Genomic DNA, 20,820 nt, shown 5'->3' on the forward strand with positions numbered 1-20,820 from the left:
CGCGACAACCATTCAGTATGAAGAAGAAAAAATTATTGTGGATCACGCTGGCTCTTGTGATCCTTGTATTGGCGCTGTTAGGCCTTAAGGGCGCCGGCGTTATCGGAAAAGAGGAAGGCTTAAAGGTGGCCACGGAAAAAGTAGAGCTGCGTACTATTACCGAAACAGTAAATGCCAGCGGTAAGGTTTATCCCGAAATAGAAGTGAAAGTAAGTCCCGACATCTCTGGTGAAATTGTAGACCTGCAGGTAAAAGAAGGCGATAGCGTTCGCAAGGGACAGGTGCTGGCAAAGATCTATGCCGATATTTATTCTACCCAGCGTAACCAGGCCGCTGCGGAAGTAAACCGCCAGCAGGCATTGGTAGATAACAGCAGGGCGCAGCTAAAGAGCCTGGAGAGCGCACTCGAACTGGCCAAAACCACTTTCGAACGCCAAAAGCAATTGCGGGGAGAAAAAGTGATTTCCCAGGCGGAATTTGAGCAGGCGCAAAACTCACTGCAGTCGGCCCAGGCAAATTACAACGCCGCTTTACAAAACATTCGCAGTGGCGAAGCCGGTATTGCCGGTTCGCGTGCCAGCCTCGAAAGAGCCAATAAAGACCTGAGCCGTACGGCCGTGCTGGCGCCGATGAGCGGAGTGGTATCGTTACTGAATGTAAAGGCGGGTGAAAGGGTGGTAGGTAACTCTATGATGGCAGGTACCGAAATGATGCGCATTGCCGATATGAGCATTATTGAAGTACAGGTGGAAGTAGGAGAGAATGATATTCCCAAAGTTAAACTCGGCGATTCAGCCCTGGTAGAAATAGATGCATACAATAACCGTAAATTCAAAGGGGTGGTAACGCAAATTGCCAGCAGCAATACCATGGCCAGCGCTGCCGCTTCTACATCGAACGATGTAACGAATTATAAAGTGCACATCAGGTTATTCCGCGAGTCATATGCCGATCTGTTCGATAAACAACGCCCAAGATATTTTCCTTTCCGCCCCGGTATGAATGCCAGCGCCGATATTCAAACGCGCACAAAGGCCAATGTTCTTTCAACTTCTATCAATTCGGTTACCACCCGCGAAAAAGGAACCGACAACGTAGTGGGTAACGATAAGGACAAGGAAGAAAGGAACAAAGACAAAGGTGCGCAGGAAGAATCCAAATCAACCTCATCGGATCTCGACGAAGTGGTGTTCGTTTTGCAAAAAGACGGAACGGTGAAAAAACATGTGGTTAAAACCGGTATTCAGGATATAAACAATATTGAAGTTACCCAGGGCCTCAAAGCAGGCGATGAAGTAGTGATAGCTCCTTATAATGTCATTAGTAAAACATTAAAAAATGGCACCAAAGTGAAGGTGGTACCGAAAGATAAATTATTTGAAGTGAAGAAGTAAGTTGACGAGTTAACAGGTTAACCGGTTGACATGGTGTCTCAATTTTCAGACTCGCGATAAATAGCTGCTACAAGCCATAAGCTTTAAGCCGTTCGCATTGTGCGGGCGGCTTTTTTTAACTGTTTTCTGTATTTGCTTACAGCTTACCACTTATGGCTTTAAGCTGTATTCCTTACTTTTGGGGCAAACAAATAACTACATGCAACTGGGAATAATAGGGAGTGGCAGCTGGGCTACGGCATTGGCGAAAATTTGTACAGATAATAAACAATCGTTGAACTGGTGTGTACGAAGTGAGGAAATTGTACATCACCTGCAGCATCGGCATCACAATCCCGGTTATTTAAGCTCGGTATATTTCGATACCAATCTTCTCACCCTGGGCACTGATATCGCAGGCACAATAGCCGCCAGCGACTGTGTACTGATAGCTGTTCCTTCTGCCTATGTAACGGCATCACTGGCCGGTTTGCCTGCAAATGCTTTCGAGGGCAAAAAAGTGATCTCCGCGGTAAAAGGTATTCTTCCCGATAATAATTTATTACTGAACGATTACCTGAAAGAGCATTTCAACCTGCCTTTGTCTGATTATTTTACGGTAATGGGGCCCTGCCATGCAGAAGAGGTAGCTTCTGAAAAATTATCGTACCTCACTTTTTCGGGCGTTGATGTGGCCATGGCTGAAAAGATAGCGGCCTGTTTTACTACCGAATACCTCAATACGATCGTAAACAGTGATGTGTACGGTGTGCAATATGCCGCCGTACTGAAAAACATCTATGCATTGGGCGCCGGTATTGCGCACGGGCTTGAATACGGCGATAATTTCCTGAGCGTATTGATCGCCAATTGCGCCGATGAAATGGCCGGCTTCTTAAAGAAAGTAGGTATAAAACATATTGAGGTGGGGGTGCATGAAGGCGAGGATCCCATTACGCACAGGCAAAATCAGAACTATGCGGCTTCGGTTTACCTCGGCGACCTGCTGGTAACCTGTTATTCCCTGTACAGCCGTAACCGCACTTTTGGTAATATGATCGGTAAGGGATACTCGGTAAAGGCCACCCAGCTCGAAATGAACATGGTTGCCGAAGGCTATAATGCCAGCAGGTGTATCTATCTCGTTAATAAACAAATAGGTGCCGAAATGCCCATAGCCGAAACCGTTTACCGCATTTTATGGGAAAATGTTAAACCCCGCAAGGGCTTTAATCTTGTAGAAAAAACACTGGTCTGATAAACAAATACGGGAGGCGGTTGTAATAAATACAGCTTCTTTGCGACGAACAGGAAATGCGCTGATGGAAAATTGCCTGTATTCATTATCTCATTATCACATTATCAAATTATCACATTAGTTTTAAATGCCATTCTCATTAGGACCATATGGAGTTACTGCAATGCTGGTGCTGGCCGGTATTGTGATCATCAATGAGGTTATAAAATACCTGAAAAAAGACCATCACTCGGTCTAAATCAACTATATAGAACTGATTATCAATGATGCGTTCCGCCGGAACGCATTTTTTGTGCGGCATAATTTATTGAGATGCAGGGATTGACTTCCACATTCTTCATTCAACATTTCCCGGGGTCAGGAGGCAAACAGCTCCGCTGCAATTCCATCCGCAAACAGCTTGCCCTCCTTTGTCAGTTGTAAATGGTTATGGCTCCATTGCATTTTTCCGGCGCCGATAAATGGCTGGGCTTCCAGTTTCAATTTCGCGGCTGCCTTTTCGCCAAACCGGCTGGCCACAAATTCAACATGCAAACCTTCCATTGTTCGCAGGGAGGTCATGATGTATTCGTTCAACCGTTGCGTTTCGGTGAGGGTTTCAATTTCAAACGGTACTTTATCTTCTTTCAGCGATTTTATATACAGGGCATTGTTGGCAATATTCCATTGCCGCGATTTCCCGTTGAATGAATGGGCCGATGGGCCCAAACCCAGGTACGATGCCCCCTGCCAGTAAGAACTGTTATGTCGGCTACGCATACCGGGCAGCGCAAAATTCGAGATCTCGTAATGCTCGTAACCGGCAGCCTGCAACCAGTCTATCAGCAACAGGAACTGCCGCGCCTGGTCTTCCGTATTTACGTCAGTAGTCTTGTATTTATTGATCATGGAGGCCAGCGCCGTGCCGGGCTCTACGGTAAGCGCATAACACGAGAGGTGTGGAATACCCAGCGCAATGGCCTGTTGCACGTTGTGCTGCCATTTATCATCGGGCAGGGTAGGTGTACCATAAATAAGATCGATGGTAATATTATCGAAATACTTTTTTGCCAGCTGCAGATTATCTATCGCCTGTTGGGCCGTGTGCGCCCGGTTCATCCAGCGCAGGTCATCTTCAAAGAACGATTGCACGCCGATGCTTAACCGGTTTATGCCGGCCTGCCGCCATTCCTTTAATTTTTCTTCACCCAGGTCATCGGGATTGGCCTCCAGTGTCACTTCGGCATCGTCGGCTATGGTGAATTGTTGCCGCAGGGTTTGCAGAATGCCGGAGAGCTCATCGATGGTAAGCAGGGAAGGGGTGCCGCCGCCGAAATAAATAGTGTTCACCGGTTCGGCGGGCAGATAATTCTGTTGCAGGCTTATTTCCTTCAATAAAGCCTGTACAAATTCGTTCTTTAGCTTCAGTGAAGTGGAGAAATGAAAATTACAGTAATGACAGGCCTGCCTGCAAAACGGGATATGTAAATAAATGCCTGCCATCGTATTCCGTATTTTTGATCGAATATTACAGTTTATTAATAGGGTCAGTATGGCAAAGATAGTGTCATATAACAAGTGTTTTACCGCTTCCGCGTGCAGAAGACGGTTTACATTGCCTATTGCCCGTTGCCATTTGTCAATTGCCTATTGGCTGTTGCCGGTTTTTTGCCTGGTAATTCCTTTTTTGCTGCCTGCGCAATACCCGTTACAAATAAACCCGGTTGACAAGGATTCGGTCTTTATTCATTCAACCCTGCGCCTGCAATCAGATTTCAGGAATGAGGTGCAGGCCCGGGAATATGTAAACAACCTGCCGGTTTTATTGCAATCAAAAGGATATCCCGCCGCCTCGGTAGATACAGCGGTCTATGATTCGGTCGGTGCCCGATGTTCCCTGTACGTAGGTGAAACTTACCAATGGGCCAGGCTGCATATCGATTCGGCCGACAGAAAGCTGCTCGATGCCATCAGCTGGAATGCGCGGGGTGCCAAAAAACAGGCGTTGAGTTTTGACCAGGTGATGGCCGCCCAACAAAAACTGCTCGACTATCTCGAGAACAACGGCTACCCGTTTGCCAGAATAAAACTCGACAGTATTACCCTGGAAAATCAGCAACTGGAAGCGTATCTCCGCATTGATAAAGGCCCATTGTACAAGATCGACAGCATCCGCAATTTCGGAACGGTTAAAATATCTTCTGTCTTTCTACAGCGTTACCTCGGCATAACCAATGGCAGTTATTACAAAAAGGAGCGATTACAGTCCATAAGCAAAAAGCTGAACGACCTGGCGTTTGTACAGGAACAACAGCCCTGGAATATGACCATGCTGGGCACAGGGTCGATTTTGAATGTGTACCTGGCGCCAAAACGCAGCAGCCAGGTGAATGTGCTGGTGGGTTTTCTGCCATCGAGCACCCAAACAGAGAACAATAAGCTGCAAATAACCGGCGAGGCAACCGTTAACCTAAGAAATGCATTGGGCAATGGCGAAAGCATCGGTATCAACTGGCAGCAGTTGCAGGTGAAATCGCCGCGCATCGATCTTTCTTTTTTACAGCCATATCTTTTTGGCTCGCCCTTTGGCGTAGATGCCAGCTTCAACCTGTTTAAAAAAGATTCTTCGTTCGTGAACATCAACATGCAGGTGGGAGCGCAGTATGCTATCTCGGCAAGCCAGGGTGGAAGCGTGTTCATCCAAAGTTTCCAAACCAACTTATTGACGGTAGACACCGTTTTAATGAAGATCAGCCGCACCCTGCCCCAGCAGGCCGATATTCGCACTGTTAACCTCGGGGTGAACTATGAGTGGTTCAATACCGATTACCGGTTCAACCCCCGTAAAGGAAATGAATGGCAGATAAACATTACCGCGGGGCAGAAGAAGATAAAAAAGAATACCGTAATTGTGGGGCTTAAAGATGAAAGCGACCCGGGTTTCGATTTTAACAGCCTGTACGATACGGTGCAACTGAACAGTTACCAGTTCAGGCTGAAGGGCACTGTGGCCCAATATTTAAAATTAAGCCGGTTTTCAACGCTGAAAACCGCTGTGAACGGGGGCTGGATACAGAGCCCGGTCATTTTCAGGAACGAATTATTTCAGATTGGTGGATATAAATTATTGCGTGGTTTTGATGAAGAAAGCATTTTTGCATCGCAATACGCAATTGGTACCATCGAGTACCGGTACCTGATCGGACGAAATTCCTACCTGTTCTACTTTATAGACGGGGGCTGGTCGAAAAATGCAGCTGCTTATAGCCGGGTGAGCAATTACTATTGGGGCACAGGTTTAGGTATGGCATTGGAGACCAGGGCCGGAATTTTCAATTTGTCGTATGCGGTGGGCAAACGTGACGATGCGAAGTTCAACATGCGCCAGTCAAAGATCCATATTGGGTACGTTAATTATTTTTAACCGATAAATTCTTTTCAGCCAATGGCGGCGCTACAATATTTTTGCAAAACCAAATGTTCCCTGTGAAGCAACTGTTACTACTGGCTTTTTGCTGTTGTTCGTTCATAGTATCGCTTGCGCAAGGCGGAAAGGATACTATTCCTGTCAGGGAGCAGCGCCGTGATACGCCTGTTATAAAAAAACACCACGACACGCCAGGCATTAAAAAAGATACAACCATTAAAATAATGGCCGATACGGCGCTGAAAGCCCTGAAGGATTCAGTCGTTGCCGACAGTATTCGCCCGGTTAAACCACCGGTGGTGGTTTCAAAGCCCGATTCGGTGATACCCGTAGCTTCGGTAATGAAAAGTACTGCCCTGCCCGAGCCCAGGCCCACTTTGGAAGGTTTTCACAATGCCATGCGCAATCATCCCTACTTCAATTTTTATGGCAGGGGCGTAAAGATCACCGAGCAGTTGAAAAAGGCCAGCCGCGATGAAAGCATGTTTTATTTCCTGTGCGCCCTGTTGTTCTATTTTGGGTTTATCCGTGTTGCCTTTATAAAATATATCGATAACCTGAAAACCCTGTTTTTACGGGTTACCATGCGCCAGCAACAGATCCGCGACCAGGTGCTGCAGTCGCCGCTGCCATCATTGATGCTGAACATCCTCTTCGTCATCTCCGGCGGTTTGTTCCTGAGCATAGTGGCAGATTATTATAATATAGTGCCGGGCATGAACCGCTGGCTGTTATTATTCTATTGCAGCGTGCTGTTGGCGGTGATATATATGGGTAAGTTCATTATCCTGAAAATGGTGGGGTGGATGTTCAATATCAGGGTTGCTACGGATACTTATATATTCATTGTATTCCTTGTAAACAAGATGATGGGCATATATCTGCTGCCTGCATTGCTGTTAATGGCCTTCGCCAAACCGCCTTTTTTAACGATACTAATTACTTTGACTTACTGCTTTATCATTATATTATTTATTTACCGGTTTATAATAGCATACAGGCCAGTAAGAAATGAGATTAAACTCTCAAGATTCCATTTTTTTATTTACCTTTGCGCCTTCGAAATAGCACCCCTTTTATTGATTTACAAGGTGTTATTGATTTTTGTGGAAAGAAGTTATTAACTTTGCAAATCCATACGTAGCTATTATGGTTAAAAACGGGGCTAAAAATGTAGCAGTAGCTACTCAAACCATTAAAAAAATCCTGATAACGCAACCCAGGCCGGAAACCGATAAATCACCGTACTTCGAACTTGCCAGAAAGTACAGTGTTGAATTGGAGTTCCAGCCATTCATACGTCTTGAAGGTATTCCCGCCAAAGAGTTCCGCAAACAAAAGATTGAGATAGCCAACTTTACCGGCGTAATATTTACCAGCCGCAATGCCATCGATCATTTTTTCCGCATTTGCGAAGAAATGAAGATCAGCATTTCGCAGGATACCAAATATTTCTGTATTACTGAGGCCGTTGCCCTGTACCTGCAGAAATTTATCCTGTACCGCAAGCGTAAAGTGTTTTATGGAGCCGATGGTACCAATAAAAGTATGTTTGATGTGATCAACAAACATAAAGAGAACGAAAAGTTCCTGTACCCCTGTTCTGAGAACCAGCAGGATAATGAGATCGTGAACTGGCTGAAAACAAACAATTGCGAGTTTGCCACGCCATTCATGTACCGCACCATCAGCAATGATGTAAAGGAGCTGCTGACAAGAACCGAATATGATATCATCTGCTTTTTTACTCCCAGCGGCGTAAAAAGCCTTTTCGATAATCTTCCAACATATCAACAGAACGGCACCCGTATTGGCGCTTTCGGAAGCAATACGTCGCGCGCTGTTGAGGAAGCCGGTTTAACACTCGATATAAAAGCCCCACAACCCCAGGCGCCATCGATGGTGGCCGCGCTGGAACAGTACCTGGCAGCCAATACCAAAAAGAAGTAGGTTGTTATTGGCAACACCACAATTCGTTGACCTGAGGCTTGCAGATCGGTAAATAATAACTAATTAGTTACCGGTCATCAGGTTACAGATACAGGGTTCCTGACTGCAGATTTAAAAGCTTTAATTATACTACCTTTTAGCGGGTTTTCCCAGTAACTGGCAGCCGGTACCCGGCAACCGGGAACACTTCTTGCATTTTTGAAGGTCCGATTCTTCCGCCACTCTTTGGATTTTTCTTACCCCTTGATAATCGTTATTGCTTCCGGCTTGTAGCGTGAAGCTGGCAGTCGTGAAGTTGTATTTGCTTTCGGCTTTCAGCCGTATTCTGTAGCGGTTTTACACCATTTTACTATATCAATCAAAACCATATACCTAAACCAATTAACTTTAGGAAATGGCAAAATACACCAACAAACTGGCGGAGGAAACGAGTCCGTACCTGTTGCAGCATGCCCATAATCCCGTTGACTGGCATCCCTGGAGCGATGAAGCGCTCAACAAAGCAAAGGAGGAAGACAAACCCCTGCTGGTAAGTATCGGGTATGCCGCCTGCCATTGGTGCCATGTGATGGAAAAGGAGAGTTTTGAAGATGAGGAAACGGCCGGTATCATGAACGAGTATTTTGTGAATGTGAAGATCGACCGGGAAGAGCGGCCAGATCTTGACCATATATATATGGACGCCGTGCAGGCTATGACGGGCAGCGGCGGCTGGCCCCTGAATGTTTTTCTTACCCCCGACGGGCGGCCGTTTTATGGCGGCACTTATTTTCCGCCAAAGGCCATCTACAACCGGCCTTCATGGAAAGACGTACTGGCCGGCGTTGCCAATGCCTGGGCTGAAAAGCGCACCGATATCGATCAGCAGGCAACCGACTTAACAGGTCATATCGTTCAGTCGAACTCATTCGGCCAACAGGCTGTAGCCGGTAATATTAATATGGAAGCGCTTTTTTCGCAGGAGGTTGCCGATACCATGTTCAAAAACATCATGGGCACGGCCGACCAACAGGAGGGCGGTTTCGGTAATGCCCCTAAATTTCCCCAAACATTTACAATTGGGTATTTACTGCGGTACTATCATCAAACAAATAACGGGCAGGCCCTGCAACAGGCATGTTTAAGTCTCGATAAAATGATACAGGGCGGGTTGTACGATCACCTCGGCGGCGGCTTTGCCCGGTATGCCACCGACAGGGAGTGGCTGGTGCCCCATTTCGAAAAGATGCTTTATGACAATGCTTTGCTGGTAATGGCGCTATGCGATGCATACCAGTTAACGCAAAAACCATTGTACAAACAGGCGGTGGAAGAAACCCTGGCTTTTGTAGAAAGGGAAATGTTGTCGCCGGAAAAAGGCTTTTATTCGGCGCTGGATGCCGACAGTGAAGGGATAGAGGGAAAGTTCTACGTATGGCAAAAAGCGGAAATAGAAGAGGTTTTACGGCAGGATGCAGCCATTTTTTGCGAATTCTACGATGTAACCGCGGCGGGCAACTGGGAACGTACCAACATCCTGAATATACGTAAACCACTGGAAGAGTTTGCGATTGAAAAGAATATCCCCGTCGATATGCTGCAGCAACTGCTGAAACAGGGCCGGGAAAAACTGTTGCAGCACCGGAGCACACGCATAAGGCCGTTGCTCGACGATAAGGTGCTGCTGGGCTGGAATGCTTTGATGAACAGTGCTTACAGCAGGGCGTACAGCGTATTCGGAAATATTCAATATGAGCAGTTGGCCCGGGAGAATATGGAATTTATATGGCAGCGGTTCAGCCAGGATGGGTTGAATTTTTTTCATACATATAAAAAAGAAGTCGCCAGGTACCCAGCCTTTTTGGACGATTATTCGTATTTAATACAGGCGTTGATCCATTTGCAGGAAATTTCGGGTAATGCAGACTATCTGTATAAGGCAAAATCACTCACAGAATGGGTTATTGAGCATTTCAGCGAGGAAGGCACGGGATATTTCTTTTATACACATAAAGGTCAGCACGACGTAATTGTGCGTAAAAAAGAAGTGTACGACGGCGCCGTTCCCTCTGGAAACGCAATAATGGCTTTTAATTTGCAGTATATAGGTGTTGTTTTCGATATTACCGGGTACAGAGAGCGGGCAATTAAGATGTGCGCCGGGTTACAACAGGCCGTGCACCGCTATCCGGGATCTTTTGGCGTATGGGCGACCATGATACTATCCATTTTCGGGGGAATTGCAGAATTAGCCATTATTGGAAAGGACGCAGAAGTAGTAAGGCGGGAGCTTTTGGGGCATTTTATCCCTTTTCGGGTACTGCAATCGGCTCAGGGGCCGGATAATGATTTACCCTTACTCGCCAACAAGCCAACATCCCCGGATACGCAGATTTACTTATGTAAAGACTACCAGTGTAGTGCGCCTGTAAATAATGTGAGCGATTTGATCCGTCTTCTGAAAAATGTGTAAAAATTTAAAATTTTGGCGATACAATAATACAATTTCCGGTATCGTTTACATGAGAGCTTATATCACGTAATTGCAGTTTTAAAAAATAAATTCTATTCTTGTGATGAAGTCGGTAAAACATTATTTTTGCCCAATACCCTTTAATATTATGAAAATGAAGAACCTATCCGCCTTAACAGCACTGGTGGCCATGATAGCTGCCGGATGTGGCAAAGTAGGAAAATCCTCAAAAGGCGCACCGAATGATGGCCAGCTACATGGCGTATCGGCGGCTTCCAAGTACAGTATGACCAGGCCTCCCGGGATGGTATATATACCACCAGGCACCTTTCATATGGGTCCCAGCGATGAGGATGTAAACTACGCTTATACAGCCCGCAACAAACAAATCTCCATTAATGGCTTCTGGATGGACGCTACCGAGATCACAAACAACGAATATCGTCAGTTTGTGTGGTGGGTACGCGATTCAATTGGCGCCACTCAGCTTCAATATGGTAAAGAAGTGGATGGCACTTTCCAGGTTGACTGGAAAAAAGCCAAAACCATTAAATGGGAAGATAAAGCTACTATCGAAAAGATCGACCAGTTGATCCTTACACCCGAGAACCGCGTTTTCGGCAAAAAAGAGATCGATCCTTCCAAATTAATATACCATTCAGAAATATTTGAGCTGAAAGAAGCCTCCAAAAGAGAAAATGCCGGCAGGCCCCGCTCTCAGTTCATTATAAAGAAGAATATACCTGTATATCCTGATACCCTGGTTTGGATCCGTGACTTCAGTTATTCTTATAACGAGCCCATGAGCAAACGGTATTTCGTTCACCCGGCTTTCGGAAACTATCCTGTAGTGGGTGTTAACTGGAAACAGGCTTCCGCATTCTGCGAATGGAGAACTCACTATCTGAACTCCTACAATGAATCAAAGAAAAGACCTTCTGAATCGGATTTCCGTTTACCAACAGAAGCTGAGTGGGAATATGCTGCCCGTGGCGGTCGTTCTCAATCGATGTTCCCCTGGGGTAACTATTATCTGAGAAACAAAAAGGGTTGCTTACTGGCTAACTTCAAACCTGGCCGTGGTAACTACCCCGAAGATGGCGCTTTCTATACTGCCCGTGCAGATGCTTACTGGCCAAACGACTTTGGTTTGTATTGCATGTCCGGAAACGTATCTGAGTGGACCTCTTCACTGTTCTACGAAGGTGCTTACAACTTCCAACACGATATGAATCCTGACATTCGTTTCGATGCCAAAGATGATGATCCTCCACGTATGAAGCGTAAGGTAATCCGCGGTGGCAGCTGGAAAGACGTAGGCTTTTTCCTCCAAACGAGCACCCGTGCTTATGAATATATGGATACGGCTAAGTCTTACATCGGCTTCCGCTGTGTAATTGATTTACCTGCTATGCAGAAGAAACGTTAAAATCTAATTTAGAGTAAAATTTTTTAACGGCTAATCCGTTTTATTGGAGATTGATTTAACAACAAAATCAAACTGGTATTTTATTCTCTCATCCCTATTGAAAACCCGTTTTCTAAAAATTAAAAATTAAAGTTATGGCTGGAGTTTCTAAATCTACTGAAAGACTGGTAAACGTAATCGTATGTATGGGTGCTGCTGTCGTGATCTTCGGTGCCTGGCAAAAAATTACGCACCAGGCCCTCGCTGATTTCTTCTTAACGGCAGGTCTTATTACTGAAGCAGTGATTTTCGTTGTATATGCATTCTTACCCCCTCCCGGATCAGAAATGCATGCAATTGCTGAAGCATTACCCAAATTAGCCGGTGGCGCTGGTTCTTCTGGCAACCCTGCGGTTGAAAAAATGGATCAAATGTTTCAGGAAGCCGACATTACACCTGCTAACCTGAGCCGTTTAAGCGAAGGTTTCAAAAAATTAGGTTCTACTGTAAATAATATAGCTGATGTATCTGATGTAGTTAAAACTACCGCTGATTACACTGCAAAAACAAAAGAAGTTACCGTTGCTCTGGATCAAATGAAGAACGTTTACGAAGGCGCTGCTTCAACTGTTTCCAGCTTTAACTCAGCTGCTGACAGCACTAAACAATTCCACGAGCAGGTACAGGTACTGACCAAAAACTTAGGTTCACTGAATGCAATTTATGAACTGGAGTTACAGGATACCAACAACCACCTGAAAGCTATGAATAGCTTCTACGGCAACCTGGTACAGGCTTCACAAACCATGCAAGGCAGCGTAGATGATGCTAAAAAAGCACACGAACAGATCTCTAAACTGGCAGGTAACCTGAGCCACCTGAATACCATCTATGGTAACATGCTCACTGCCATGCAGGGTCGTTAATTCAGGATGGTAATCCATATCCCTGTTACCCATGTAAATGCAAACAGATTAGTGTAACAAAATTGTTTAAACTAGAAAAACCTAACCCATGGCTTTACCTAAAGAGCCGAGGCAGAAGATGATCAATATGATGTACCTGGTGCTTACAGCCCTGCTGGCACTCAACGTATCATCAGAAATCCTCAATGCCTTCGTAACTGTAAATGGTAGTATTACAAAGTCGAACGACTTAATTACTGAAAAGAATAAAATAACATACGAATCCTTTGCCGAGAAGTTAAAAAGCCAGGAAACGCATGATCAGGCCGCTCCCTGGGCTCCTAAAGCTGAAGAGGCACAAAAACTATCTGCAGCGCTGTTCGAATATATCGAAGGCCTGAAGAAGGGACTTGAAAAAGAAGCTGGTACCCATGAGAGCCATGTAACCGGCAAACCAGAGATCAATGCCGATAACATTGACGCTGCCGTGCGCCTGATGGATCAGCAAGGCAAGGGTAAAGAACTGTATGGCAAACTGGGCGAGTACAAAAAACAAATGCTCGCTTTGTTAGGGCCAGACGCTTCTCATTTCGAAAAATCAATTCCTATTGATTTAACTGTGCCTGCTTCCAAAACCGGTGCTAAATATGGTAATGATGCAAGTGGCTGGACGCAAAGCTATTTCCACATGACCCCTGCTATTGCCGGTTTAACTATCCTGAGCAAATTCCAGAACGACGTTAAGAATACTGAAGCCCAGGTTGTAGACCACTTCCATTCAAAAATTGGTGAAGTAAAACTGGTTTATAACAAATTCCAGGCGATCGCTACCTCTAACACTACTTACGCCATGCCTGGCGATCCGGTGGAGATCACCGCTGGTGTGGGTGCGTTCAGCGAAGCTGCCAAGCCAAAGATCACTATCAATGGCCAGCCGCAAACGTTGACTCCTGAAGGTACTGCCATCATGAAGACAACAGCAAGCGGAACCGGCGAACACTCAGTGAACGTTGTTATCGAGTTCCAAAAGCCTAATGGTGAAACTGAGCGTGTTAACAAAACCATCAAGTATACAGTAGGTGTTCCTTCAGGTGCATCTGTGTTCCTCGAAAAAATGAACGTACTGTACATTGGTGTCGACAACCCGTTGACCATTTCAGGTGGTAGCGTAGGTGCCGAAAAAACCAGGGTCAGCTTTCCCGATGGTTCTATTTCAAGAGCAGGTGGCGACCGCTACATTGCCAAACCAAGCAAACCTGGTATGTCGAAGATCGTTGTAAATGCAAATGGCAAGAACTTCGAGTTCCCCATGCGTTTAAAATATCTGCCTCCGCCAGCAGCCTTCGTTGGTTCTAAGAAAAGCGGAAGCATTTCATCTGCCGAATTAAAAGCGATCGGTGCCGTGATAGCCAAATTGGAGGATAGCGATTTCGAAGCTCCTTTCCGTGTAGTTAGCTACAAAATAGGTGCGGTTGGTGGTCCTATCCAGCTGTATCAGGAGTTCTCTAACGAAGGTAACCGCTGGAACGGTCAGGCTGCAAGCCTTATCTCCCGCTGCGGTCCTGGTTCAAGAGTGTTCTTCGATCAGATCAAGGTGGTAGGTCCCGATGGCCGTAATCGTGAAATACCGGGTATGAATTTTACCCTTAAGTAATATAATTTTTAAAAACAGGGAACAAATGAAGAACCGCATCATAAAATTGTGTTTGTTGCTGACTGTGATGGCCTTTACAGCCACAACAGTAGACGCTCAGGCTAGAAAAAAACCTGTCCGGAAGTCTGCAAAAAGGACTACCACTAAAAAAAGCACTGCAAACCGCAGCAGGAACACGCCTACTGCCGCAGTAGCTGCTCCGCCGGTAGATACCGTAAAACCAGCGCCGCCTGAGGCCAAGTTGGACATTCCACCGATCAAAAAATCGCTGCGTAATGACAATGCCATCGAGCGTAACCTGGTGAAAGACCGGATTCCTTTAGCATACGAACACATTCGGGAAGACGATGCAGCGTATATGCAACGTGTTTGGCGCGAGATCGATATACACGAGAAAATGAACCTGCCTTTTAATTACAAAGCAGAAGGCGACCTGGGTAACCAGCGTTTCATTTACATCCTGCTAAACGCCATCAAAAACGATAGCATTACCGCTTTCTCTCCCCTCGATGACCGGTTCACCACTCCGTTGCCGTTCCAGGAGATCGTAAACGGATTGGTTGGTAAACCAATGGTAATCTCTGTTCCCGATCTTAAAAATGACCCCGATGGTTCTAAAGGGCTCATGCGCGATACTACTATCGTAAATGAATTCGATCCTGAAAAGGTTGAAAGATACTGGATCAAGGAAGACTGGGTATTCGATAAGGAATCTTCGCGTATGCAGGTGCGTATCCTCGGGATAGCCCCGTTGAAGACGATCACCAATGAAGATGGTACTTTCCGCGATGTAACCCCTATCTTCTGGGTTTACTACCCCGATCTCAGACCGATCTTCGCCCGTCACGAGGTGTACAATGGTAAAAACTTTGGCGCCCGTATGAGTTGGGAAGAGCTTTTCGAAAGCCGGATGTTCGCCAGCCGTATTATCAAATCTACGGTGAACAACCCCAACGACGAGTTCATTAAATCGTACGTTAAAGATCCTATCCTTGCGCTGCTCGAAGGCGAGAACATGAAGGAGCGGATATTCAACTACGAGCAGGACCTGTGGTCTTACTAATGAAAAGTTGAGCACATCAATATAACTAAAAAGGGTATCGTAAAATTACGATACCCTTTTTAGTTTAATGCATTATAAGTATTGTAAAGCCTTACACAAGTGGGAGTCGGTGTAATAACATTATATCAGGATTTTTTTTAAAAATACCCACATTTAGGTATTGTTTTATGGTACCGATTCACTATTTTTACAATGGTTTTTCATAGGATATTGGATTTTAAAAACGGGGCTGGATGTCTATCCGGGCCCCTTTTTCTTTTTATACCAGTCACGTATATGTCGGTAAGCCCCGGTTAATTGTTGGCACGACGTCTTAAACGCCATAAGCGTCTTTTACGACGGAGATCGGTATGAATAAATATAAGGCAGGAAGTAAGTTAATTTCGAATCCTGGAACCTGTCGGCTCCCGTTCAATTTAAAGCTGCCAGGCGCAGCATTTCATACTGCTTAATTCATTCTTCCTATATGGGCAAACCGCCTTCTTCAACAGTAGGGGGCAATTGTGAAGTATCGAAATAATTCCTGATCAGCGTAGCCTTGGCATTCCCTACAGCCGCTGTAAGTTCTTCCATACTCAACTCCTTCACCCGTTTCACCGATTTGAATTCTTTCAGTAACTGTTCGGCAGTGTTTTTCCCAATGCCTTTTATTTGCTCCAGTTCATTCTTAAATGTTCCCTGGCTGCGTTTCTTTCGGTGGAAGGTTATACCAAAGCGGTGCACTTCATCGCGTATACTACGTATGAGCTTTAAGCTGTCGCTGTTGTATGGCAGCTTTACCGACTGCTGATCACCGGCGAAAAATATTTCTTCTTCATTCTTTGCAAGGCCAACAAAGGTCATTTGCCCCTGCAGCCCCAGTTCGCGTATGCCTTCCAGTGCGGCGCCCAGTTGTCCTTTACCGCCGTCGATGATCACCAGTTGCGGAAATGGTTGTTCCTCCAGTTGCAGGCGTTTATAACGGCGCGTCACCGCTTCTTTCATGGTAGCGAAATCATTGATGCCCTGTACCGTTTTTACATTGAAGTGGCGGTAATCACCTTTGCTGGGCACGCCGTTCCTGAAACAAACCATGGCCGATACGGGATAGCTTCCCTGGAAGTTGGAGTTATCGAAACATTCTATATGAACGGGTACAGCGGGTAATTGCAGATCGTCTTTTATTTGTTCCAGCACCCTGTGCTTTGTAGATTCATCCTTGCCGTCGAGCTTCAGCATTTTCCGCTGCCTTATTTCTTCCTTGAAATAATTCACGTTCAAAGCTGCCATATCGAGCAGCTTCTTTTTATCACCGGCCTTTGGTACCGTTACTACTATTTCGGGTTCGGCATATTCTATTTCGAACGGAACGATGATCTCGGGCGAAAGGCTGTTGAATGTGGTACGCAGTTGCGCTACGGCAAACGAAAGTATTTCTTCAACGGGCTCATCGAGATGCGTTTCCCATTGCGATGTATGGGTTTGAACGATGGTACCGTTTTGCATCATGAGATAGGTTACATAGGCGGTATCGCCGTCGCGCAGGATAGAAAACACATCGGCATTGCCGAGATGCCTGCTAACGATCACCGAGCGGGCCTGGTATTGCTCCAGATGCTCTATCTTCTTATGCAGGATCTGTGCTTTTTCAAAGGCCAGCTCCTCGGCTGCGGCCCGCATCTCTTTTTTGAAATGTTGTATCACGGGGCTCAGGTTGCCCTTTAGTATGTTACGTAACTGTTGTAACCCTTCGCCATAATCTTCTTCGGTTTGATGGCTTTCGCATGGGCCTTTGCAGTTGCCGAGGTGGTATTCAAGGCACACTTTGAATTTGCCTTTGGCAATATTGGCCGGGCTCAGGTTCAGCTTGCAGGTGCGCAGCTGAATATTGGCTTTTACAAAATCGAGCAGCTCGCGAACTTTGGCCACCGAGGTAAACGGGCCCAGGTATTCGGAGCCGTCGTTGATCCTGCGGCGGGTAAGGAAAACCCGGGGAAAGTTCTCTTTTTTGATAACGATATACGGATACGTTTTATCATCTTTCAGGTTGATGTTAAAACGGGGCTGAAACTGTTTTATCAGCGAGTTCTCGAGCAGGAAGGCATCCTGCTCACTTGGTACAATAGTGAACTCTATACGCTTTATACGCTGAACCAGCTCGTGTGTCTTATACGAGGTGAAGGTTTTGGTAAAATAGGAGCTGATACGCTTGCGCAGGTTTTTCGCTTTACCTACATAAAGCAATGTATCTGCCGAATCGTAATATTTGTAAATACCGGGGTCAACCGGTAATGTAGAAGCAATATGTTGAAATTCCTGTGATGTCATAAACTATTACTCTCCAAAAAACTGGGGGTCCCAGATCACTTTATCCATAGTAGTAACAGCCGGACCGTTCTTTGGTTGCTTCAGGGTTATGATATAGAAAAACTCCCTTAATTTCCAGGTAAAACGTTGCTGAACGGTGGTGTCGCCGCTCATGAATTCTTTTTCCATGTAAATGCGGTTAACCTGATCGTTGGCCAGGCTGGGTTTTAAATAAACCATTACGTTGCGCAACGGCCAGTCGGCTTGTTTCCCGTTATAAATAAAATTGATCATCTGCGTGGTTTCATCCATCAGTGAACTTTCGGTGAAATGCTGGTGGAAGGAGGCCGAGTCCAGCTCGGGCAGCAGGAACTGGCTGGCCAACTGGTGAAATACCGGCAGTTGAATATAGTTGCTGTCCTTTTTGCCATCGATCGTCACTTTTCTGACGATACCGCCTGAAAAGGAATCTACCCTGGTAATATCGTTCCTGATGAAATCGGCTACCGGTAAATAGTTTTTGTTTTCCAGGGAGTCCTGGGCTGTTACAGTGCTTTCGGTTTGTTTGGGTTTGTGTTTACAGGCTATGGCCAGAAATAAAAGGGCCGGTATTAATAGGTTTATCCGCTTCATCACGTAAAATTATTGAAAAGTATCATTTTAATTGATTGTAAAATAAGGGAGAAATAGCACCAAATGCAAAGTGGGCCACCGTTGATGGTGACCCACTTTGCTGAAGTGATAAACTTCTATGCTAGCGGATAGTTTTGGTTACGCCTATCTTGATACCGTATTCAAACAGGTTCTCGCGGATAGGGTATTGCTTAATAAAGCTCGAAAATAACTGATAACGTACTTGCGGGCCCACCTGCCATTTCAGATCGCCGGTCTTATAAGATATAAATGCTTCAGCACTGGTATTCACATTCCATCTTCTCACAAGTGCCGGCTCGGTTGCGTATTTATAATCGGCGGTGAGCAGATAGGGGTTCTTTTTCAATAAATAAGTTGGTTGAACGCTTCCGCCTATGCCCACCTGTAATTTCTTTTTACCCAACAGGTTAATTTCGAGGCCCATTGGCAGGGCCAGCTGGAAGTACTGGTTGGTTAAATTGGTTGGCTGGTCGCCATTGAAATTGCGGTAACGGGTATAGGAATTAAGCTGCCCGGTTACAATACCGCCGTAATTCGTATTCAGGGCAATGATTGCCGGTACTGCGGTATTGGAACTATAAGCCTGGATATCGTAACGGATATAATTGAACTGGATACCTGTTTTCAGTGTAAAGGTTTTGTTTACCGCATACAGGATATTTGAACCAACCTCAAAACCCAGTGCCGGTTTATGATTCAAAAGCTTTAAAGGATCGTCGCCCGGGTTGAAATTCAAAGGCACTGTTTTAACTTCCGAAGGATGATTGCTTCCTTTCAATGTGCGGTAATTCATGGTAGGCACAAAAGACAACTGCCAGCTCAGGCGCCGTTGTTTGGGCACGGCCAGTTCATACACCGCATTGTGCGCCAGCCAGCCAGCCCGTTTGTTATCTTCTTCCGTGTTGTTGGAATTGGCTTCCAGCATCGCTGCGTTGATCGATACCGGGTTGGTTAAAGATGCTGCAGCCGGTACCCGGGCATATGATTGTACTGCCGGTTCATTGCCCATCTCAGCTTCGGCCGGCGCTGTAATAACCAGTTCGGGCTGCCATAATTTTCTGGCCTGCCATTTATTAAGATCGTAAACAGGTGTTTCGTCGTTGAAAGAAAGCGCATCGTAATCAGGAACGGCGGCAAGGACGGTAACCGGAGCGGTTGGCTGTTCCAATGGAGCTATTATGCCGTCGGCAGCTTCATTATTGTTTTCAGGATTGAGAACGAATGTTCTTTGGCCGGAAGCGGTATTGTTGTTTTGTTTGGGAGTGCCAAACGGTACTATAACAGCTTTAGTAGAATTATTCGATTCGTTATTTTCAGTTTTTGAAGCAGGTGAAGGAGTGTTATTACCACTAATAGGTTTGCCGGCGGTTGACGGGGTGATAAATTCCATGAAGGTATAATAGCCAACAGCAGACAGAAAGAGAACAAGGCTTAACCAATACCACTTTCTGTTGGAGTGTAATGAGCGGTGAATGCCCTTCCACACCTTATCAGAAGGATACATCTTATACTGGTCAGCTTTTTCTTTCAGCAGTTCTTCAATATCCTCATTGTAAAAACCTCGCTCCATATCAATTAGTGTTTGTACGGTATGTTTTTCATAGGGTTAAATATATCAGTAAGAGTGATGTTAAGGCTTATCTCCCTGCTGCTACACCTAACCAGTTTGTCTTTTCCCTGGGGCGCATAATGATTTTCTTCTTCACAAGGATGTCCTCAAGCATTTGTTTTGCCCTGGTATATTGCGAACGGCTGGTACTTTCTTCGATATCCAGCATTTCGGCAATTTCCTTGTGCGAGTAACCTTCGATGGCATACAGGTTAAGTACCGTACGGTAACCTATTGGCAGTAAGCGAATGCATTCCACTACCTGCTTTGCCTGTACAATCGAAGGCACTGATTCTTCGCGCACCTGGACGCTGGTTGCATGGATGATGTCGACGCTTTCGTTGAACTTTTTGTTCTTTTTGAGATGGTTGATACAGGTATGAACTATGATTCGCCGTATCCAACCCTCAAATGCTCCTTTGTTCTGGAAGGTATGTATTTGTGAAAATACCTTTATAAACCCTTCCTGTAACATGTCTTCAGCATCTTCCCGGTGGTGGGCGAACCTGTAACAGACAGACAGCATCTTGGGACTGTACCTGTTGTACAATTCCCGTTGGGCAGAAGTGTCGTTACGTAAACAGCCTTGTAAAATGGCGTCGTCGGTCATATTAACCGTTTGGTTGCCCTGTAATTTAGACAATTTTTTGAAGTAATTGCTGCGCTATTTATAAAAAATTACCGGTTGCGGGTATCAATTTTAATACAGCCGGGCCGCCGCTTTTTTGGCGTGGCCCACAGATTTGGACCTATTTCTTATGAATTTCATTTGTTTACACATAATAAACCCGTTATGCCCAGC

15 protein-coding genes are annotated in these 20,820 nt (G+C 45.6%); 10 read left to right on the plus strand and 5 right to left on the minus strand.

The features are described from left to right. Window positions 1-17: 17 nt before the first annotated feature. On the plus strand, window positions 18-1,394 hold the full coding sequence (locus A4R26_RS31110; RefSeq protein WP_081170531.1) for an efflux RND transporter periplasmic adaptor subunit: 1,377 nt from the start codon (window positions 18-20) through the stop codon (window positions 1,392-1,394). Between the two features lie 199 nt (window positions 1,395-1,593). Next, window positions 1,594-2,631, plus strand: a complete 1,038-nt coding sequence (locus A4R26_RS31115; RefSeq protein WP_081170533.1) for an NAD(P)H-dependent glycerol-3-phosphate dehydrogenase — start codon at window positions 1,594-1,596, stop codon at window positions 2,629-2,631. A 357-nt stretch (window positions 2,632-2,988) separates the two neighbouring features. On the opposite strand, the gene hemW is transcribed toward A4R26_RS31115, so the two are convergent. Further along, window positions 2,989-4,113 (minus strand): radical SAM family heme chaperone HemW, encoded by a 1,125-nt coding sequence (hemW, locus tag A4R26_RS31120; RefSeq protein WP_081170535.1) that lies wholly within the window; start codon window positions 4,111-4,113, stop codon window positions 2,989-2,991. A gap of 49 nt (window positions 4,114-4,162) precedes the next feature. Here hemW and A4R26_RS31125 point away from each other — a divergent pair, with 49 nt between their 5' ends. The 8 genes from A4R26_RS31125 (at window position 4,163) to porN (ending at window position 15,469) form a co-directional block, all read left to right on the plus strand. Next, window positions 4,163-6,034 carry a BamA/TamA family outer membrane protein gene (locus tag A4R26_RS31125; RefSeq protein WP_081170537.1) on the plus strand — a complete coding sequence of 624 codons (1,872 nt, stop codon included), beginning with the start codon at window positions 4,163-4,165 and terminating at the stop codon, window positions 6,032-6,034. A 62-nt stretch (window positions 6,035-6,096) separates the two neighbouring features. Further along, window positions 6,097-7,161, plus strand: coding sequence for a DUF4271 domain-containing protein (locus A4R26_RS31130; RefSeq protein ID WP_165760480.1), 1,065 nt, complete (start codon window positions 6,097-6,099; stop codon window positions 7,159-7,161). Window positions 7,162-7,186: 25 nt separating this feature from the next. Further along, window positions 7,187-7,987 carry a uroporphyrinogen-III synthase gene (locus A4R26_RS31135; protein ID WP_081170541.1) on the plus strand — a complete coding sequence of 267 codons (801 nt, stop codon included), beginning with the start codon at window positions 7,187-7,189 and terminating at the stop codon, window positions 7,985-7,987. A 394-nt stretch (window positions 7,988-8,381) separates the two neighbouring features. Beyond that, on the plus strand, window positions 8,382-10,439 hold the full coding sequence (locus A4R26_RS31140; RefSeq protein WP_081170543.1) for a thioredoxin domain-containing protein: 2,058 nt from the start codon (window positions 8,382-8,384) through the stop codon (window positions 10,437-10,439). 154 nt (window positions 10,440-10,593) lie between these two features. Continuing rightward, a complete protein-coding gene (gene porK, locus A4R26_RS31145; protein WP_242675065.1) occupies window positions 10,594-11,868 on the plus strand; it encodes a T9SS ring complex lipoprotein PorK/GldK in 1,275 nt (424 codons plus the stop codon). 134 nt (window positions 11,869-12,002) lie between these two features. Then, window positions 12,003-12,773, plus strand: coding sequence for a type IX secretion system motor protein PorL/GldL (gene porL / locus A4R26_RS31150; protein ID WP_081170547.1), 771 nt, complete (start codon window positions 12,003-12,005; stop codon window positions 12,771-12,773). 88 nt (window positions 12,774-12,861) lie between these two features. Next, window positions 12,862-14,406 carry a type IX secretion system motor protein PorM/GldM gene (gene porM / locus A4R26_RS31155; RefSeq protein WP_081170549.1) on the plus strand — a complete coding sequence of 515 codons (1,545 nt, stop codon included), beginning with the start codon at window positions 12,862-12,864 and terminating at the stop codon, window positions 14,404-14,406. A 25-nt stretch (window positions 14,407-14,431) separates the two neighbouring features. After that, window positions 14,432-15,469 (plus strand): type IX secretion system ring subunit PorN/GldN, encoded by a 1,038-nt coding sequence (gene porN, locus A4R26_RS31160; protein WP_081170550.1) that lies wholly within the window; start codon window positions 14,432-14,434, stop codon window positions 15,467-15,469. A 462-nt stretch (window positions 15,470-15,931) separates the two neighbouring features. Here porN and uvrC read toward each other — a convergent pair whose 3' ends face one another. From uvrC to A4R26_RS31180, 4 genes are all read right to left on the minus strand, one after another. Then, on the minus strand, window positions 15,932-17,776 hold the full coding sequence (uvrC, locus tag A4R26_RS31165; protein ID WP_081170552.1) for an excinuclease ABC subunit UvrC: 1,845 nt from the start codon (window positions 17,774-17,776) through the stop codon (window positions 15,932-15,934). Window positions 17,777-17,782: 6 nt separating this feature from the next. Beyond that, a complete protein-coding gene (locus tag A4R26_RS31170) occupies window positions 17,783-18,388 on the minus strand; it encodes a hypothetical protein (RefSeq protein WP_081170554.1) in 606 nt (201 codons plus the stop codon). Between the two features lie 121 nt (window positions 18,389-18,509). Beyond that, the gene (locus A4R26_RS31175; protein ID WP_081170556.1) at window positions 18,510-19,979 is read right to left on the minus strand and encodes a hypothetical protein; all 1,470 of its coding nucleotides are present in this window, start codon (window positions 19,977-19,979) and stop codon (window positions 18,510-18,512) included. 67 nt (window positions 19,980-20,046) lie between these two features. Next, window positions 20,047-20,661, minus strand: coding sequence for an RNA polymerase sigma factor (locus A4R26_RS31180; protein WP_242675066.1), 615 nt, complete (start codon window positions 20,659-20,661; stop codon window positions 20,047-20,049). Window positions 20,662-20,820: the final 159 nt, after the last annotated feature.

The organism is Niastella populi (genome assembly GCF_002078015.1).
GTDB classification, from domain to species: Bacteria; Bacteroidota; Bacteroidia; order Chitinophagales; family Chitinophagaceae; genus Niastella; species Niastella populi.

Coding starts and splice junctions, on each gene's coding strand:
- A4R26_RS31115 (WP_081170533.1), top strand. CDS start 1,594: ATGCAACTGGGAATAATAGGGAGTGGCAGCTGGGCTACGGCATTGGCG.
- A4R26_RS31140 (WP_081170543.1), top strand. CDS start 8,382: ATGGCAAAATACACCAACAAACTGGCGGAGGAAACGAGTCCGTACCTG.
- A4R26_RS31170 (WP_081170554.1), bottom strand. CDS start 18,388: ATGAAGCGGATAAACCTATTAATACCGGCCCTTTTATTTCTGGCCATA.
- hemW (WP_081170535.1), bottom strand. CDS start 4,113: ATGGCAGGCATTTATTTACATATCCCGTTTTGCAGGCAGGCCTGTCAT.
- uvrC (WP_081170552.1), bottom strand. CDS start 17,776: ATGACATCACAGGAATTTCAACATATTGCTTCTACATTACCGGTTGAC.
- porL (WP_081170547.1), top strand. CDS start 12,003: ATGGCTGGAGTTTCTAAATCTACTGAAAGACTGGTAAACGTAATCGTA.
- A4R26_RS31175 (WP_081170556.1), bottom strand. CDS start 19,979: ATGGAGCGAGGTTTTTACAATGAGGATATTGAAGAACTGCTGAAAGAA.
- A4R26_RS31125 (WP_081170537.1), top strand. CDS start 4,163: ATGGCAAAGATAGTGTCATATAACAAGTGTTTTACCGCTTCCGCGTGC.
- A4R26_RS31110 (WP_081170531.1), top strand. CDS start 18: ATGAAGAAGAAAAAATTATTGTGGATCACGCTGGCTCTTGTGATCCTT.
- A4R26_RS31135 (WP_081170541.1), top strand. CDS start 7,187: ATGGTTAAAAACGGGGCTAAAAATGTAGCAGTAGCTACTCAAACCATT.
- porN (WP_081170550.1), top strand. CDS start 14,432: ATGAAGAACCGCATCATAAAATTGTGTTTGTTGCTGACTGTGATGGCC.
- porM (WP_081170549.1), top strand. CDS start 12,862: ATGGCTTTACCTAAAGAGCCGAGGCAGAAGATGATCAATATGATGTAC.
- porK (WP_242675065.1), top strand. CDS start 10,594: ATGAAGAACCTATCCGCCTTAACAGCACTGGTGGCCATGATAGCTGCC.